Genomic DNA, 14,777 nt, shown 5'->3' with positions numbered 1-14,777 from the left:
CGATGGAGGCGACCGCGACCGCGCCGATCGCAGGCCCGAGCCCGCGGGATCACGGCATCCCCTTCGGCGAAGCGCTGCGGGTCTGGGCCAAGGTTGCCGCCTTAAGCTTCGGCGGCCCGGCCGGCCAGATCGCGATGATGCACCGCGTGCTGGTCGAGGAGCGGCGATGGATCGGCGAGGAGCGGTTCCTTCACGCGCTCAACTATTGCATGTTGCTGCCCGGCCCCGAGGCGCAGCAGCTCGCCATCTACATCGGCTGGCTGCTCCACAAGACCAAGGGCGGGCTTGTCGCTGGCGCGCTGTTCGTGCTCCCCGGCCTGGTCGCGATCATGGCGCTGAGCTGGGTCTATGCGCTGTTCGGCAACGTCCCCTTTGTTGAGGCGCTGTTCTTCGGCTTGAAGGCCGCCGTGCTCGCGATCGTGCTTCAGGCCGTCGTGCGCATCGGCTCGCGCGCGCTGAAGAACAACGTCATGCGCGGGATCGCGGCGGCATCGTTCGTGGCGATCTTCTTCCTTGGCGTTCCTTTCCCGATCATCATTCTTGCGGCCGCCATCGCCGGCTTCCTTGGCGGGCGCGCACGCCACCCCGCCTTCATGGGCGGGGGCAGCCACGGTGCATCGGGCGGCAAGATCGTCCGCGATGCCGAAACCGCGCTTGGCGAGCACGTCCCCGACCACGCCCGCCCCAGCCTCGCATGGTCGCTCCGGATCAGCGGTGCGCTCCTCGCGCTGTGGCTCGCGCCGATTGCGGCGCTGCTCGCGTCAGTCGGACCGGGCAATGTGTTCACGCAGATCGCGCTGTTCTTCTCCAAGATGGCGGTGGTGACGTTCGGGGGCGCTTACGCCGTGCTCGCCTATGTCGCTCAGCAGGCCGTCGAAAACTACGGCTGGCTTCGTCCCGGCGAGATGCTGGACGGACTTGGCATGGCGGAGACGACGCCGGGGCCGCTGATCATCGTGACGCAGTTCGTCGGCTTCATGGGCGCGTTCCGGCAAGCGACCGGCTTGCCCCCGCTGCTCGCCGCCACCTTGGGGGGCTTGCTCACGACCTGGGTGACGTTCGTGCCTTGCTTCCTCTGGATCTTCCTGGGCGCGCCGTTCATCGAGAAGCTGCGCGGTAACAAGGCGCTGTCGGCCGCGCTCGCCGCCATCACCGCAGCCGTGGTCGGCGTGGTGCTCAATCTGGCGGTGTGGTTCGCGCTCCACACCCTGTTTCACCAAGTCCGCGCCCTGCCGATCGCCGGCAGGACGCTGGACGTGCCGGTGTTGTCCACCCTCGACCCGGCCGCGCTAGCGTTGACCGTCGCGGCCCTGGTCGCGATGTTCCGGTTCAAGTCGGGCGTGATCCCGACCTTAGGCGCGTGCGCTGCGGCGGGCGTCGCGCTTCGCTTGTCCGGGCTCGCTTAGAGCTGGAGCCCGAAGCGCGGCCCCACCCACGTCATCGCGAGGTAGAGCGCAACCGTGAGGAGACACCCCGAGGCGAGCGCCAGCCAGAACGGCGCGCCGCGGTTGAGCATCGCCGCAATGAGTAGGAACATCGGCAAGGACGGCAGCACGTACCAGAAGGTCGCGCCGGCATGGGCCGCCATGCGCGCCCGATCGTGCGTGTCGCGCCAGAGCCAGATCATGCCCAGCACCGAGACGAGCGGGAGCGAGGCGATCAGCGCGCCGAAACCGGGGCTGCGCTTGGCGATCTCCGACACGGCGACGATGATGACGGCCGATATGCCGGCCTTGAGAAGCAGGTAGAGCATCAGCGCACCTCGACCGTGAGGTGCGCCAGCTCGTGAACCGGCGCGAGCCGCTGGCGGACCAGCTCGCCATTCCGAACGCCGGCGACGCTGACGATCGCCGCGTGCGCTTCCGGTCCGACCTTCCAGACGTGCAGGTCGGTCACTCGGGCGTCGCCGGGAGCTTCGACCAGCTCGCGCACCTCGTCGGCGACATGCGCGTCGGTGCGATCGAGCAGGACGGCGGCCGTGTCGCGCATCAGGCTCCATGACCAGCGGGCGATGACGACCGCGCCGACGATCCCCATGACCGGGTCCATCCAGACCCAGCCGAGATACCGGCCGGCGAGCAGCGCCGCGATGGCGAGGACCGAGGTGAGCGCGTCGGCGAGGACATGAACATAGGCCGAGCGGAGGTTGTTGTCGCCGCCGTGAGAGCCGTGGGCGTGCGCATGATCGTGCCCGTGGTGATGATCGTGCCCGGGCCCGTGCCCGTGATGGTGGTGACCGCTCGAGAGCAGAAAGGCGCTGGCGATGTTCACACCTAGGCCGACGACGGCAATGATCGTGGCCTCCCCGAATGCGACCGTGATGGGCTGAAACAGGCGCAGCACCGATTCCACCCCGATCCCGAGCGCGATCAGGCCGAGCACCATGGCCGAGGCGAAACCGGCGAGGTCGCCAACCTTGCCGGTGCCGAAGCTATAGGCCGGGTTGCGCGCGTGACGCTTGGCATACGCATAAGCCGCCGCAGCGACCGAGAGCGCGCCGGCGTGCGTCGCCATGTGGAACCCGTCCGCGAGCAGCGCCATCGAGCCGGTCAGGTATCCGGCGATGATTTCGCCGACCATCATCACGGCTGTGAGTGCGACCACCCACAGGGTTCGGCGGGCGTTCTCGTCGTGCGAGCTGCCCAGGAAAACGTGATCGTGGGCAAAGCGGTCGATTTCGGAAGCGGTAGGCATCGAGCACAATCCTACTTGGCGTAACGGCGGATCACCGCCAGCAGCTCGTCGGCTCCGTGGGCGCGCTCCTCGTCCGTCAGCCCCGACCGAGCAACGTGCGCTTCCAGGTGTTCGGCGATAATTTCGTCCATCAGCCCGTTCACCGCGCCGCGGACGGCCGCGACCAAGTGCAGAACCGTCGCGCAGGAGTCGCCTGACGTGAGGCCGCGTTCGACGGCCCCGACTTGGCCGGCGATACGACGCACGCGTGCGATCAGGTCGGCGTTGGAACCGGAGAGATGAGCCATATACCCCCCTCCCCTATGCCGGGCAGATCGCAAGAACAACCCGGCGCATTACCGCTGTTCAGAAAACGGCCGGGGCTGTTGAAAAATGCGCCGCTCGCGGCCGGGTACGGTTGAGGGCGGAATGACACCCTAAGGTCTTGCGATCCCGTCTCGCATGGGATGGTATTTCGAGAAGCAAATCAGCTTCTCAAAAAACACTGAATCACGGTTTTGAGAACAGAGATCGTGCGTCAGCGGCGTGGACGACGAAGAAAGAAGCTTTCAAACGCCTGCAAAGCTCCGTTAGGCTGAAGAACGTCATAATAGGTGACCTTGATCTCGGTCATGCCATCGGCTGCATCAGGTCGCACCTCGAACGCCGCGAAGCCGTAAGCGTGCGCCGCATTACGGGACGCGGACCATGGTGCCGGCTCGACGACGTAGACCGGACGTCGTTTGCCGGTCGTCGGATCAGGAGCCTGGACGGCAGTAATGACGCGGCATCGTGGTGGTTCAAACAAGAGCTCATTCGATGGTATCGACGTGCCGCCGCCGCCGATCACCATGTGGACGGTGCCCTGCGTGGTGTCGATGACGTCGAGTGCGGTTCCGCGAGGAACGGGCGTGCGTGTCGGGTTGGCTTCCGCGCCGCGGATGGGGTGCGAGCGCTCGTAATGATGCTCGTGCCCGCATACGACCAGATCCACGCCGAAGCGATCGAACAGCGGCAGCCATTCCTCGCGCACGCCGAGGTCCGCCCCATTAAACTTGTCGGCAGTGGAGATCGCGACCTGATGCATGCAGATTACGATCCAGTCGATCGCACGATCCGCCCGCGCAGCGCGTAGCGTGCTTTCCAGCCACGCCTTCTGCCGACCTGCCGAGTAGCCGCGCACATAGCTGTCGCCGCCGTCCTGGTAGCAGACATCGTCGTTGGCGATGCTGACGACCCGAACCGACCCAACGGTGAATGCATACCATAACCCCCGCGTCGTCTCGTCCTGACCGGGAGCCGAGGGCAGCTCGAAATAGGTCTGGTAGGCGCGGTAGCCGATCGGGCCGTTGCCCAGCTCGTTCTCGTGATTGCCGGCAGACGGCATCCACGGGCGATTGCGGGCACTGCGACTGTTGTTGGTCCAGAAGTCGCTCCACGCCCTTACCCGGTCTTGCGCAAGGTTGGCGTAGCACAGATCACCGTTGAACAGGTGGAACAGCGGACGGATGCGCTCGATGCCGGTGGTGGTGTCGGCACCCGCCGGGCCGCCGAGATTGTCGTTCACGAATGGGGCGTTAGGCAGCACGACGCCGGCAGGGGGCACGAAGCGACGACCCAGCGTCGGCGTGCCCTGATCGCCGAAGCTGGTGAAGGTGAACGTCGCGCGCCCACGCGGTGCCGTCCGGAAGTTGCCGAACTCGGGGCCTGCGCCGTCATGAACTGCGGCATACATATACTCGGTATCGGGGGTCAGGGTGTCCAACCGGGCATGGAAGGCATGGACCCGCTGCCCGGACTTGGCGTCCACATAGCTTCGCTCCACCGCGTCAACCGTTCGGAGCAGGGTGCCGTCAGGGTGTCCCAGAACCACCTGCGGACGCTGCACGCTCTCCAGTGCGTGCCAGGAGACGACAATTTGTGATGTAGCGTCCTCGCCGAATTGGAGATGAAGGCCGGCAACGGCAGGCGCGCCTGATACCGATGGCTCGGAGGTCCAACGACGTGCGGGCACTGTCGCCGCCGCAGGCAGCGCTGCGGCTATGCCCGCAGCGGCGAGCAGCCGCCGCCTGTTGATGTCGAAGCTGCCGTCCATTCGCCCATCCCCGTCCACCTAAATCCCGATCAGTAGCGGATGCCGGCCCTGATCCCATAGGTTATCACCTCGTGCGGCGTGAAGGTGGCGGCCGTGACGAAGGCGTTGGCGGTCTCGTAGAAACGCGCGTTGGTCAGGTTGTTGACGTAGCCGCCGAACCACAGCCGTCCATCAGGCGCGGTGAGGGTCAGGTTGGCGTTGACCAGCCAATAGCCGGGCAGCCGGGTGTTCGAGGTGGTAAGAAACGTGCTGGAGCGGTGATTGTAGTTGATCTCGGGTCTCGCCTTCCAGCCGCCCAAGTCGAACGAAACGGACGCCGCGCCCTTGTAGTCGAAGCGAGGAAAGTTAGGCAGCGGCTCGCCCGACTGATCGCTGGTGACGATGGTGTTGTAGAAACCTGTGACGGGATCGCGCAACGCGATCGTCGCTGGTGAATTGACGAAGATAAATTCGTCGTACTGACCGGTTTTGTAACCGATTGATTGGCTGATCTCGACAGCATCGACAGGTCGAGCAATGATCTCGACCTCTCCGCCATAAATGTGGGATCGTGGCACGTTGATAATGCGGCCGATGCGCTGGGTCTGACTGAAAATAACGCCTTGCAACTGCTGATCGCGGTAGTCGTAGTAGAAGCCAGTCGCGTTGACCTGAAGGCGCCGATTGAGCACCGTGGACTTAAAGCCGGCTTCATAGGACAGCAGCTTTTCCGGATTGAACGGTGATATCTGGCCCGGCAGCCCGCTGTTGTAGGTCGTAAATCCCCCGGATTTCACCCCGCGTGCGATGTCGGCGAACAGCATAACGTTCGGATCGATCCGATAGGTCAGCGCCGCCTTGCCTGACCATTCGCCGCGCGCCAGACGCTGACGAGTCCTCACGTTCACCAGCGGTACGGGAAAGACGATTTCGCTGATGAAGTCGTCCAGCTTACGCACCTCATGTTCGTAGCGCCCCCCAAGCGAGAAGGTCAGCCGGTCGGAAAGGGCCAGATCGCCGTTGGCGAATACGCCCGTCGATCGCACGGGTTGACGATAACGAGTGGAGAAGATGTTGCGCAGCGACGCGACATCAGTGAAATCCGACATGAAGCCGCCATTGTTGTGCTCGTCCGAGCGATAGACGCCGACAAGATAGCGGAAAGTCCGATCGGTGGGCGACGCCAGCCGAACCTCTTCGGACTGGGTGTCTATCTTGTTGAAAAAATACTCGCCGCCTTCGTTGGAGTTGGTTGCATCGAAATCCTGAAACTCCTTGCGATCGAAATGCTCGTGCGCGATGATCGCGGTCAGTTCGGCCCAGCCGAAATCATGGCGCAGCCGCACGGATGCGCCATAGCCCTCGTTGTTCAGGTTTGGCTTGGCGTCGAACCGCTGTCCGGTGAGTTGCGCAAAGATCGGCGAGATTCCGAAGCCGGTTGCGCGCTGGCTGGTGTCGGCGGGGTAGCGAATGCCAAGTGGGGGAAAATTATGTGATTGGAAGGGCAGCCGGAGCTGCAGCCCGCGCCCGTCCGAGCGGTCGCGATCGTAATGCGCCGACAGATCGACCTGCGTGGCTCCTCCCGGTCGCCAGGCGAGCTTGACGCGCCCGTTGAAACGATCCCTGTCACCCAGGCGGCGGCCTGTCGTCCGGTCGATCTGCCATGCGCCGCCTTGGTCGATGTTGAAGGCAAGCCGGCCGGCAAGGCTGTCGCTCAGCGGTCCGGTTACGTAGCCCTCCACTTGCGCCGCGTCGAAGCGGCCATACTCGCCCATGAGGGCAGCGCCGAACGTTGATTGCGGCGCGGCCGTCGTGATGCTGACGACGCCGGCGGTGGTGTTGCGGCCGAACAACGTGCCTTGCGGGCCGCGCAGCACCTCAACCCGGTCGATATCGAAGAGCGAACCCTGGAAGGTCACGGCATAAGGGTGGTTTACCTCGTCGATGTAGACGCCGACAGTGCCCGTGTTGTTGGCGGCATAATCGGTCAGCCCGACGCCGCGCACCGCGAATTGCGTCTGACTCGTGCCAAGCTGGGCAGTCGCCTCAAGGCTGGGCGCGCTGTTCTCGATATCATTGACGGTGCGGATGTTGCGCTCGGCGAGTTGCGATCCGCGGATCACGGTCAACGCGGCCGGCACGTTCTGTGACGACTCCGACCGGCGGGTCGCCGTCACCACGATATCGCCGATCCCTGTGTCACTTGACTGATCGGTCCTTGCAGCAGGCGGGGCGGCGGCAGGCGAGACACCCGCGGGCAGGTCGGACTGGTCGGGAACGAGGCTGATGTTCGTGCCAGACCTCAACCCAATCCTGAGACCAGTTCCAGCAAGCAGTTTGGCAAGCGCTACCTCAACGGAATAGGTACCATTAACGGCATTGGTCCGCTTGCCGGCGAGCTTCCGGGCTGGCGCGACGATCTGCACGCCTGCCTGCCGTGAGAAGGCTGGAATGCCGTTGACCGCTGGTTGAGCCGGAACATCGAAGCGCAGTGTCTGTGCCGCCGCGGGCTGGGCGACGCACGCCAGGGTAACGGCAGCCCAGCAGGCGCGATGATTCAGTTCCGGCATTGAAAGCTTCCCCCTTCGTGTGGCTTCTGAGGCACCACATCAGGGGAGATGTCGGCGGTGACCGTTTCCGCCACTCGTCATGTCAGGTTGTCCCGCGGGCCACTCGCGCGATGACGATATCATCCCCGCGCATCGTCACGCGGGCACCGAGGCTTACCGCAATTGCGCGCGCAAAACCGAGCGGGTCGTTGGAGGCAAACAGACCGGTGATCGGTTCCGCCGCCAGCGAGGCGTCAGGTACGACAATCTTTGCCGAATTATATCGTTCGAACTCGGCAGCAGCCTCGGCCAACGTGTCGCCCGCGAAGGAAAGCTGCCCCTCCCGCCACGCCAGCAGCCGGTCGAAGCTTTGCGGAGCAAGCCGCGTCACCTGCGGTACGGTCTGGTCCCCTTTGGTCGCCACCGTCGCTTCCCACCCGGCTCCCAGCAGGCGTCCGGCCGCTAGCGGAGCCAAGCCATCGGTCAGTGCAACTACCCCGGCACGCACCAGAACCGCACAGGTAGCGTCCGGCCGCAACTTCACGACAAAGTCGCTGTCGATCGCGCGGATTACGGCAGCGCCCGCCCGCACGAAAAAGGGGCGCACCGGATCATGCGCCACCTCGAAAAAGGCTTGGCCCGTCAGAAGACTGACAACCCGCTGCACATGATCGATTGCAGTAGTGAGGTGGGAGGCCGCATCAAGCGTCACGACGGTACCGTCGGCAAGGGTAACACGGCGAACCTCGCCGATGCCGCTTGCCTCACTGCCCGACGAAGGCCGCCGCCATGATAGTCCCATTACCCCCGCGACGACGGTGGCAGCCAAAGCCCCGCCGCCCAGAAGCGCCATTCTGCGGTTCGGCGCGATTATGGCGGTCTGAGATGTCGGCATACCGCCAATGGCACTGGCGCGTTCGGCATGGAACCATGCGGCGCGCGCGCGGGCGAGGGCGCCCAGCCGCCGTGTGTCTCCCTCCAGCCAGCGATCAAGAGCCGCCTGCTCGACCTTCGTCAGGCCGCGATCCATCCTTGCCGCCCAGCGTGCGCCTTCCTCGTCAAGTTGATCCGCGGACTCGCGACGGTCGCTCAAGGGGCCGGCTCTCCTGCGGTTCCACATCGGTCGCACTGGTAGATGCCGCTCGCTTCCGGTTTCCGCCACGCCCGAACTGTTCGAGGAGACGCTTTATGCCACGGCCTATATGCTTCTCGACCGTGCTTTCGGAAAGCCCTAGCTCAGTCGCGATCTCGCGCTGCGACCAGCCCTCCACACGTCGGAGCCAGAAGGCGCGGCGCATCTGTGGTGGCAACGCCTCGATCGCGTCGATCACCTTTTGCAGTTCGTCCTTGGCGGCGGTCCGGTCATCAAGCGGGGACGCAGGGTCTGGTGCATCGAACTCGAACAGATCGGCTACATAGTCGAGCGGTACGATCTTAGCCTTACGGAGTCGCAACAGGAACTGGGATCGAGCGGTCTGAAGGGCATAGGCACGGGCATCGGCGATATCCGCTACCGTCTTCTTCGCCGCCAGCACGGCGTAGGTTTCCTGAACAAGGTCGTCGATGTCGGCCTGCGTCAAGCCGCTGATCCGACGAAGCCTTGAACGAATGACGGTCTCATGCGGCAGGACATGCGCCGCGAGCCACTGCGCTCGGATGTCGAACGTATCTGCCACGAGAGGCACATGCCCCCTTTTTGTGACAAGCTGATGCATCGGTGTCCGCATCTTGGCCTCCCGATTGGGAACCTCCAACGGGACGACTGTCACCGACACAAAATTCCGCCGTATCCCCGCCAAGGGCTTTCCCAAAATATGTTCCCGAAATATGAGTCTCGAAATTCGCTGTTTGAGATGGGATAACGGGACTCATGCTGGTTGGTTATGCGCGTGTCTCGACCTCCGATCAGGACCTGACGCTACAAACCGACGCGCTGACCAAGGCCGGCTGCGAAAAGCTGTTCACCGACAAGGTGAGCGGCGCGAAGCTGAACCGGCCCGGTCTGACCGAAGCTCTCAACTTCGTGCGGGCCGGTGACACGCTGGTGATATGGAAGCTCGATCGCCTTGGCCGATCGATCGGGGGCCTGATCGAACTGGCGGCAGACTTGTCCGCTCGCAAGATAGATTTCCGATCGCTGACGGACGGGTTCGACACGGCCACCCCATCAGGCCGGCTGCTGTTCCATATCCTCGCTTCCGTCGCGGAGATGGAGCGCGAACTGATAAAGGAACGGACGATTGCCGGTTTGGCAGCGGCACGGGCAAAGGGCGGCACGGGTGGAGGCCGCAAGTCGGTCATGACGCCCGACATGCTCGACACAGCCCGCAAGCTGCTCAAGGCCGGCGACAAACCGGCGAAGGTCGCAAAGCTGCTCCAGGTCGGCCGTTCCACCTTCTATCGCCACTTCCCTGCGGCCGAGCGCGAACCCGGCTAATCGGTCTCAGAAGATCGTCGCGTAGTAGGATTGCTCAAACCGGCCCCGGCTGATCCGGGCCATGTGGTCGATCCGTTCCGGCACCGGGGGCGGGGGCGGGCGGCGGGTCCGTGCCGGTCGTGCGTCAGGACGGGCCAATAGCACCAGATTGGCAATGGCCGCGCCCAACAAAAACTCTTCCTCGGCACCGCGCAGGCCGCGAAGGTGCAAACGGGTTAGCCCCCGCTTACCCTTGGCATCGGCAAACACCCGCTCGACGCTCCGACGCAGCCGCATCGCCGCTTGAATAGGGGCGTCTGCATTTCGCCGCGCACCAGCTCGCGCACGTCCTCGTGTTCGCTGTGCGTCACCGACCTGTTGCTGCCTGCGGTGCATTTCAGTTTGAGGTAACAGGCGCGGCAATCGGCGGGACTGGCGCTGTATCGGAGGAAGCCGGCCCGACGATCGGCACCGCGAAAGGGTAGTGTCTTCCCAGCGGGGCAGACATAGCGGTCCTGCTCCCGTTCATAGCGGAAGGCTTCGCGGGGGAATTTGCCCTTGGTCTGTTCGGATCGTTCCAGCACCGGGATATGCGGGATGGTGCCGCGATCGGTGACGAACGCCAGGAACGCGGCGCTACCATAGGCGGTATCGGCCGCGACACGCTTTGGCCGGTAGCCGAACCGATCGTCGGCCCGTGCCAGCATGGTCCGCCCCGCATCGACTTCCGCTGCGAAGCGGGCGGGACTGGCCTCCACATCGATCGCCACCCCTCCCGGCGTGTCGATCAGCACATTGAAGGCATAGCCGAACCGCCCCCGCGCCGTGCGCGCCGACCACGCCGACGCCGGATCGGTGCGTGACACCTCGGCCGGCTTGCCACGCGGTACGCCATAATCCTGCGGTGGAGCATTGGCCTGATCCGCCAGCCATTCACAAACCGGGCGGGGAAGCCGGGGCGCGGCCATGTCGGCGTCCCGCATCTTGCGCTGCCAGCTTGCATCAGCGGCGACGAACGACGCGTCAATTGCGGCATCCTTGTGGGCAATCAGCCCCGCGTTGGCGCAGCGCCGCACCGTCTGCTCGAACAGGATGCGAAAGATGCCGGCATCGCGGAAGCGGCCATGCCGGTTCTTGCTGAACGTTGAGTGGTGCGGCACGGGCGCATCGAGCGGCAATCGGCAGAACCAGCGGTAGGCGAGGTTGAAGCGGACTTCCTCGCACAGCCGGCGCTCCGACGTGATGCCATAGAGGCGAGCGATCATCGCCATGCGAACCAGCAATTCGGGCGCGATCGAGGGACGCCCACGGTGACTGTAGTGCGGGGCGAGCGCATCGCGCAGTTCGCCCAGGTCGATCAGCCCGTCTATCCTGCGTAGGATGTGATCGGCGGGGATCATCGCTCCCAGCGCCCGCCAACTTGCGGCCTTGCCGCCTCGCTGTTGCTCACCCATCATGGCCGCTGCTCCCGATGTGTCGAAGCAGGGAACCCGTCAGGAGCGCGATCGGATCACCCGGCCTTTTTCAACAGCCCCGGCCGTTTGATGCACACCATCGGCAGCAGCAGGAAAGCTGGCGTTTCGCGGCATTGAATTGTTCAATAACCCGTGCGAAAAACTGCGATCAGAAAACCCCTGTCGCAGGTTGAATGTTGAACATGGCTGCCACCCCCCTGCCCGGCCAGGCTGGCACACGTCGGATCGGATATGCGCGCGTGTCCACCGCCGACCAGGACCTCGCTCCGCAACTTGACGTGCTGCGCGCCAAGGGATGCGAGCCGATCTATTCGGAGCACGCATCCGGCAAGCACGCCGACCGGCCCGAGCTGGCGCAGGCGATGAAGGCCTTGCGTGCCGGCGACACGCTGGTGGTGTGGCGGCTCGACCGGCTTGGCCGATCGCTCCCGGACCTGATCGCGACAGTGAACGAGCTGGCAAGCCGCGGCATCGCGTTTGAGAGCGTCACCGAGGCGATCGACACGACCACGGCATCAGGCAAGTTGGTGTTCAATATCTTCGCCAGCCTCGCTGACTTCGAGCGCCACCTTATCGGCGAACGTACCCGTGCCGGTCTGGCGGCAGGGCGCGCCCGCGGACGCATGGGCGGGCGCCCCCCTGCCCTCACCTCCCGGCAGCTCCGCGAAGCCCGGTTGCTGTTGACCGACCCCGACGCGACCGTGACAGCCGTAGCCGAAAGGTACGGCGTGAGCCGCACGACGCTCTACAAGGGATTGCGGGAGCTGGCGGACAAGGAGGCGGCGGCATGAGGGCCGTATTCATCCGTCACGGGCAGAGCACCGGCAACGCCGGCGTGCCCTGCCATGACCTCGCATCCATCGAGCTGACCGAGCTGGGATGGCGTCAGGCGCGGGAGGTAGCGCGGGCTTGGACCGAGACGCCCAGCCTGATCGTGACCTCTCCCTATCTTCGCACCCGTCAGACGGCCGAGGCGACGATCCAGCGCTTTCCGGTCGTCCCGGTGGAGGTGTGGCCGATCGAGGAGTTTACCTATCTCCAGCCCTCCCAGTGGAACGGCACACGCAGCAGCGAGCGAATGCCCCATCTGGAGCGGTACTGGACCGACGCCGATCCCGCCTATTGCGACGGGGAGGGTGCGGAGAGCTTCGGGGCATTGCTTCGCCGTGCTGAAGCGGTGCTGGCACGGCTTGCCGCCCTGCCCTCCCCCGGCCTCGCCTATGTGTTCAGCCACGGGCAGTTCATCCAGGCGGTGCGTGCGGTCGTGACAGAAAGCACGCTGGACGATCGTGGCAAGATGCTGGGCTTCTGGCGAAAGGGTGAGCCGCCTGCGATCGGCAACGCGGAGCTGGTGCACTTCGCATTATCGGATGCAGGTTGGAGCCACGAACCACCGGGCGCGAGTCACAGCAGGGTTGTGCCATTCTGATATTGTGCATAACGTCACAGTATCAGAAATGAAGGTGTGCACACGTGCAGATTATCACACTTGCAGCGCAAAAGGGCGGAGTCGGTAAAACGACGCTGGCAGTAAATCTTGCGGTCGCCGCTCAGGCGGCCGGGATCAGGACGGCGCTGTTTGACCTTGATCCGCAGGAAAGCGCAACGGCGTGGAGCGAACGGCGTGAGGCCGAGCTGCCCCATGTGGAGCCGATCAGCGCGCGCCGGCTCGACCAAGCGATAGATGCTGCCGAAGCAAACGGGTTTGCTCTGACCATCATCGACACGCCACCGGCTGCCGGTGCGGAAGCCGCAGCCGCAGCCCAGCGCGCGGACCTCGTGGTGATCCCTTGCCGTCCCTCGCTTATCGACCTGGATGCGATCAAGCGGACTGCCCAACTCATCACCAGCACCGGGCGGGCAGGCGTTGTTGTGCTGAACGCCGCTCCCCCAACTGCGTCCACATTGCTGGACGACGCGCGGACACTTGCCGAAGCGACCGGCCTCCGGGTTGCGCGCACCGTTCTACGAGAGCGTAGCGCCTATCGTGCAGCTTGGCCCTACGGGTTGGGCGTCATCGAGCATGAGCCAAAAGGCAAGGCTGCCCAAGAGGTTGCAGCCTTGCAGAAGCACCTCCTTGATGATTTGATAAATTGCACACCTGCAAACGTGAAGGCTTGAACATGGCGAAGCGGACATCTCTGTTGGCCCCGGCAGTGGCGCCACAAACCCGTCGCGAGGCAGAGGCGGATAATTCGCCGATCGCAACTCCGGTGTCGTCGGCGAGCAGCGCCCGATCGAGCGGGAAGCGGCCAGGCAAATACCATCTCGGTGCCTATTTCGACCCGGCGGACCCCACGGCCGAGGCCTTCCGGGTCTTGGCGGCACGAACGAGGCGCAGCCATCAGGACCTTCTCGCCGAAGCGATCAGCGAACTGGTCGCCAAGTACGATGCTGATCGGCAATTTGGCCGTGCGTGATAGTGTGCACACCTGCACATCCCCAAGTGTGCAGGATGGCAGGATTGATGCTGCATGACCAAACGCCCGAACCCTAATCCTGAGTTCGACCTGTTTATCCCGCTGATGGGCGATCTTCCGCTGAAGGACCAGCGGGAGACGATGGAGCGGCCGTTCTTCTCGCTTCAGAAGCGCAAGCGGGTGAAGCCGATCGAATATAGCAGTCCGGATGGCGAAACGTGGGTGAAGATCGAGGCGATCCCGGCATATGGCATGGCGACGATATGGGACGCCGATATTCTCATATGGGCAGCCTCGACACTCAACCGGATGCGGGAGCAGGGGGTCAACGATCTTCCGCGGACGCTTAGAACCACGTCCTATGACCTGCTAAGGGCGATCAAGCGCGACACTAGCGGCCGGGCCTATCAGGAGTTGCAAGCCGCGCTCCAGCGGCTTCAGACGACCTCCATATCGACGTCTATCCGTGCGCCGAAGCGGCGCACCAAGGCCGGCTTCAATTGGCTCGACAAGTGGACGCTGGAGGTGGACCCCGACACGGATCAGCCCCGGGGCATGACAATCACCCTATCGGACTGGGTCTATGAGGGCATCATGGGAGAGCGGTCGCTGCTCACCATGCACCAGGACTATTTCCTGCTGACTGGCGGGCTAGAGCGCGCCTTGTACCGCATCGCACGCAAACATGCCGGCAACCAAAAGGGTGGGTGGACGTGCCGGGTGGAGGTGCTGCGCGACAAAACCGGCAGCGACAGCAAGCCCAAGGAGTTCAACAGGATGCTTCGCAAAGTCGTGGAGGCCGACCAGCTTCCCGATTACACTATGGAGATGGCAGCCACGGCAGACGGCAGCCCTGCCGTGTTGTTCCGCCTACGCGGCGAAGCCGAGGCACTGGCGCTGGCCGCTAGGTTGGAGGCCGAGCAAGAGCGGCGGAGCCGAGTCGAAGCCGATCGACGCCGCGCGGCCGAGGTGGACGATCTTATGGACAAGCTCGCTCGCGGGCGCTGACTATCGTGGTTTCACACACCGGGGTGCCACGAGGAAGGGGTGACTACACGAAAGTGACGTATCTGCACGGAAAGGGCGAACGGATAGCGAACGTCACGCGGCAAGTAGGGAGTTGACGGCGCGCAGCGGTCGCAAGGCGTCCGGATCGGGTTGATCTTCAAC

At 64.3% G+C, this 14,777-nt stretch carries 16 protein-coding genes; 7 read left to right on the top strand and 9 right to left on the bottom strand.

Annotated elements, in window-relative coordinates; genetic code table 11:
• The first annotated feature begins 2 nt into the window (after nucleotides 1–2).
• Nucleotides 3–1,406 carry a chromate efflux transporter gene (gene chrA / locus CA234_RS21885; RefSeq protein ID WP_037477237.1) on the top strand — a complete coding sequence of 468 codons (1,404 nt, stop codon included), beginning with the start codon at nucleotides 3–5 and terminating at the stop codon, nucleotides 1,404–1,406.
• On the opposite strand, the gene CA234_RS21880 is transcribed toward chrA, so the two are convergent.
• The 7 genes from CA234_RS21880 to CA234_RS21850 all read right to left on the bottom strand — a co-directional run bounded on the left by CA234_RS21880 (nucleotide 1,403) and on the right by CA234_RS21850 (nucleotide 9,011).
• The gene (locus CA234_RS21880; RefSeq protein ID WP_018251374.1) at nucleotides 1,403–1,753 is read right to left on the bottom strand and encodes a DUF3147 family protein; all 351 of its coding nucleotides are present in this window, start codon (nucleotides 1,751–1,753) and stop codon (nucleotides 1,403–1,405) included. The two genes, chrA and CA234_RS21880, sit on opposite strands and share 4 nt — an antisense overlap.
• Nucleotides 1,753–2,694, bottom strand: coding sequence for a CDF family Co(II)/Ni(II) efflux transporter DmeF (gene dmeF, locus CA234_RS21875; RefSeq protein ID WP_018251375.1), 942 nt, complete (start codon nucleotides 2,692–2,694; stop codon nucleotides 1,753–1,755). Before dmeF ends, CA234_RS21880 begins: the two co-directional genes overlap by 1 nt.
• 11 nt (nucleotides 2,695–2,705) lie before the next feature.
• On the bottom strand, nucleotides 2,706–2,981 hold the full coding sequence (locus CA234_RS21870) for a metal/formaldehyde-sensitive transcriptional repressor (protein ID WP_018251376.1): 276 nt from the start codon (nucleotides 2,979–2,981) through the stop codon (nucleotides 2,706–2,708).
• Between the two features lie 230 nt (nucleotides 2,982–3,211).
• On the bottom strand, nucleotides 3,212–4,768 hold the full coding sequence (locus CA234_RS21865) for a metallophosphoesterase family protein (RefSeq protein WP_042469529.1): 1,557 nt from the start codon (nucleotides 4,766–4,768) through the stop codon (nucleotides 3,212–3,214).
• A 29-nt stretch (nucleotides 4,769–4,797) separates the two neighbouring features.
• Nucleotides 4,798–7,317: a TonB-dependent receptor gene (locus CA234_RS21860; protein WP_082052596.1), complete on the bottom strand. Its 2,520-nt coding sequence runs from the start codon at nucleotides 7,315–7,317 to the stop codon at nucleotides 4,798–4,800.
• 82 nt (nucleotides 7,318–7,399) lie between these two features.
• The gene (locus CA234_RS21855; RefSeq protein WP_164521909.1) at nucleotides 7,400–8,389 is read right to left on the bottom strand and encodes a FecR domain-containing protein; all 990 of its coding nucleotides are present in this window, start codon (nucleotides 8,387–8,389) and stop codon (nucleotides 7,400–7,402) included.
• Nucleotides 8,355–9,011 (bottom strand): RNA polymerase sigma factor, encoded by a 657-nt coding sequence (locus tag CA234_RS21850; RefSeq protein WP_042469527.1) that lies wholly within the window; start codon nucleotides 9,009–9,011, stop codon nucleotides 8,355–8,357. Before CA234_RS21850 ends, CA234_RS21855 begins: the two co-directional genes overlap by 35 nt.
• 155 nt (nucleotides 9,012–9,166) lie before the next feature.
• On the opposite strand from CA234_RS21850, the gene CA234_RS21845 reads away from it, so the two are divergent.
• Nucleotides 9,167–9,733, top strand: coding sequence for a recombinase family protein (locus tag CA234_RS21845; RefSeq protein WP_004212894.1), 567 nt, complete (start codon nucleotides 9,167–9,169; stop codon nucleotides 9,731–9,733).
• 6 nt (nucleotides 9,734–9,739) lie between these two features.
• Here the strand turns inward: CA234_RS21845 and CA234_RS25080 are convergent, their stop codons facing one another.
• Together CA234_RS25080 and CA234_RS21840 are read right to left on the bottom strand one after the other, a co-directional pair.
• Nucleotides 9,740–10,009 (bottom strand): transposase, encoded by a 270-nt coding sequence (locus tag CA234_RS25080; RefSeq protein ID WP_240886400.1) that lies wholly within the window; start codon nucleotides 10,007–10,009, stop codon nucleotides 9,740–9,742.
• Complete coding sequence (locus CA234_RS21840) at nucleotides 9,949–10,983, bottom strand: transposase (protein ID WP_241213635.1); 1,035 nt, start codon at nucleotides 10,981–10,983, stop codon at nucleotides 9,949–9,951. Before CA234_RS21840 ends, CA234_RS25080 begins: the two co-directional genes overlap by 61 nt.
• 386 nt (nucleotides 10,984–11,369) lie before the next feature.
• Between CA234_RS21840 and CA234_RS21835 the strand changes: the two genes are divergently transcribed.
• Genes CA234_RS21835 through CA234_RS21815 form a run of 5 tightly spaced genes read left to right on the top strand, consistent with a single transcriptional unit; the run spans nucleotide 11,370 to nucleotide 14,615 of the window.
• A complete protein-coding gene (locus tag CA234_RS21835) occupies nucleotides 11,370–11,978 on the top strand; it encodes a recombinase family protein (RefSeq protein ID WP_205492646.1) in 609 nt (202 codons plus the stop codon).
• A complete protein-coding gene (locus CA234_RS21830) occupies nucleotides 11,975–12,616 on the top strand; it encodes a histidine phosphatase family protein (RefSeq protein ID WP_018251366.1) in 642 nt (213 codons plus the stop codon). The genes CA234_RS21835 and CA234_RS21830 overlap by 4 nt, the downstream gene beginning before the upstream one ends.
• A gap of 44 nt (nucleotides 12,617–12,660) precedes the next feature.
• A complete protein-coding gene (locus tag CA234_RS21825) occupies nucleotides 12,661–13,308 on the top strand; it encodes a ParA family protein (RefSeq protein ID WP_018251365.1) in 648 nt (215 codons plus the stop codon).
• A 2-nt stretch (nucleotides 13,309–13,310) separates the two neighbouring features.
• Complete coding sequence (locus CA234_RS21820; protein WP_126002747.1) at nucleotides 13,311–13,607, top strand: ribbon-helix-helix domain-containing protein; 297 nt, start codon at nucleotides 13,311–13,313, stop codon at nucleotides 13,605–13,607.
• 54 nt (nucleotides 13,608–13,661) lie between these two features.
• Nucleotides 13,662–14,615, top strand: coding sequence for a replication initiator protein A (locus CA234_RS21815; RefSeq protein WP_018251363.1), 954 nt, complete (start codon nucleotides 13,662–13,664; stop codon nucleotides 14,613–14,615).
• The last annotated feature ends 162 nt before the right edge of the window (nucleotides 14,616–14,777 follow it).

Origin of the sequence: Sphingomonas sp. ABOLE (assembly GCF_003950455.1) — a bacterium.
Lineage (GTDB): Bacteria > Pseudomonadota > Alphaproteobacteria > Sphingomonadales > Sphingomonadaceae > Sphingomonas > Sphingomonas trueperi.
The sequence above is the reverse complement of the archived record's forward strand: the minus strand, read 5'-3'. Positions and strand labels throughout refer to the sequence as shown.

Bases quoted from the DNA above. Each gene is read 5' to 3' on its own strand.
- chrA (WP_037477237.1), top strand. From the start codon at position 3: ATGGAGGCGACCGCGACCGCGCCGATCGCAGGCCCGAGCCCGCGGGAT.
- CA234_RS21880 (WP_018251374.1), bottom strand. From the start codon at position 1,753: ATGCTCTACCTGCTTCTCAAGGCCGGCATATCGGCCGTCATCATCGTC.
- dmeF (WP_018251375.1), bottom strand. From the start codon at position 2,694: ATGCCTACCGCTTCCGAAATCGACCGCTTTGCCCACGATCACGTTTTC.
- CA234_RS21870 (WP_018251376.1), bottom strand. From the start codon at position 2,981: ATGGCTCATCTCTCCGGTTCCAACGCCGACCTGATCGCACGCGTGCGT.
- CA234_RS21865 (WP_042469529.1), bottom strand. From the start codon at position 4,768: ATGGACGGCAGCTTCGACATCAACAGGCGGCGGCTGCTCGCCGCTGCG.
- CA234_RS21860 (WP_082052596.1), bottom strand. From the start codon at position 7,317: ATGCCGGAACTGAATCATCGCGCCTGCTGGGCTGCCGTTACCCTGGCG.
- CA234_RS21850 (WP_042469527.1), bottom strand. From the start codon at position 9,011: ATGCATCAGCTTGTCACAAAAAGGGGGCATGTGCCTCTCGTGGCAGAT.
- CA234_RS21845 (WP_004212894.1), top strand. From the start codon at position 9,167: ATGCTGGTTGGTTATGCGCGTGTCTCGACCTCCGATCAGGACCTGACG.
- CA234_RS25080 (WP_240886400.1), bottom strand. From the start codon at position 10,009: ATGCGGCTGCGTCGGAGCGTCGAGCGGGTGTTTGCCGATGCCAAGGGT.
- CA234_RS21840 (WP_241213635.1), bottom strand. From the start codon at position 10,983: ATGGCGATGATCGCTCGCCTCTATGGCATCACGTCGGAGCGCCGGCTG.
- CA234_RS21835 (WP_205492646.1), top strand. From the start codon at position 11,370: ATGGCTGCCACCCCCCTGCCCGGCCAGGCTGGCACACGTCGGATCGGA.
- CA234_RS21830 (WP_018251366.1), top strand. From the start codon at position 11,975: ATGAGGGCCGTATTCATCCGTCACGGGCAGAGCACCGGCAACGCCGGC.
- CA234_RS21820 (WP_126002747.1), top strand. From the start codon at position 13,311: ATGGCGAAGCGGACATCTCTGTTGGCCCCGGCAGTGGCGCCACAAACC.
- CA234_RS21815 (WP_018251363.1), top strand. From the start codon at position 13,662: ATGACCAAACGCCCGAACCCTAATCCTGAGTTCGACCTGTTTATCCCG.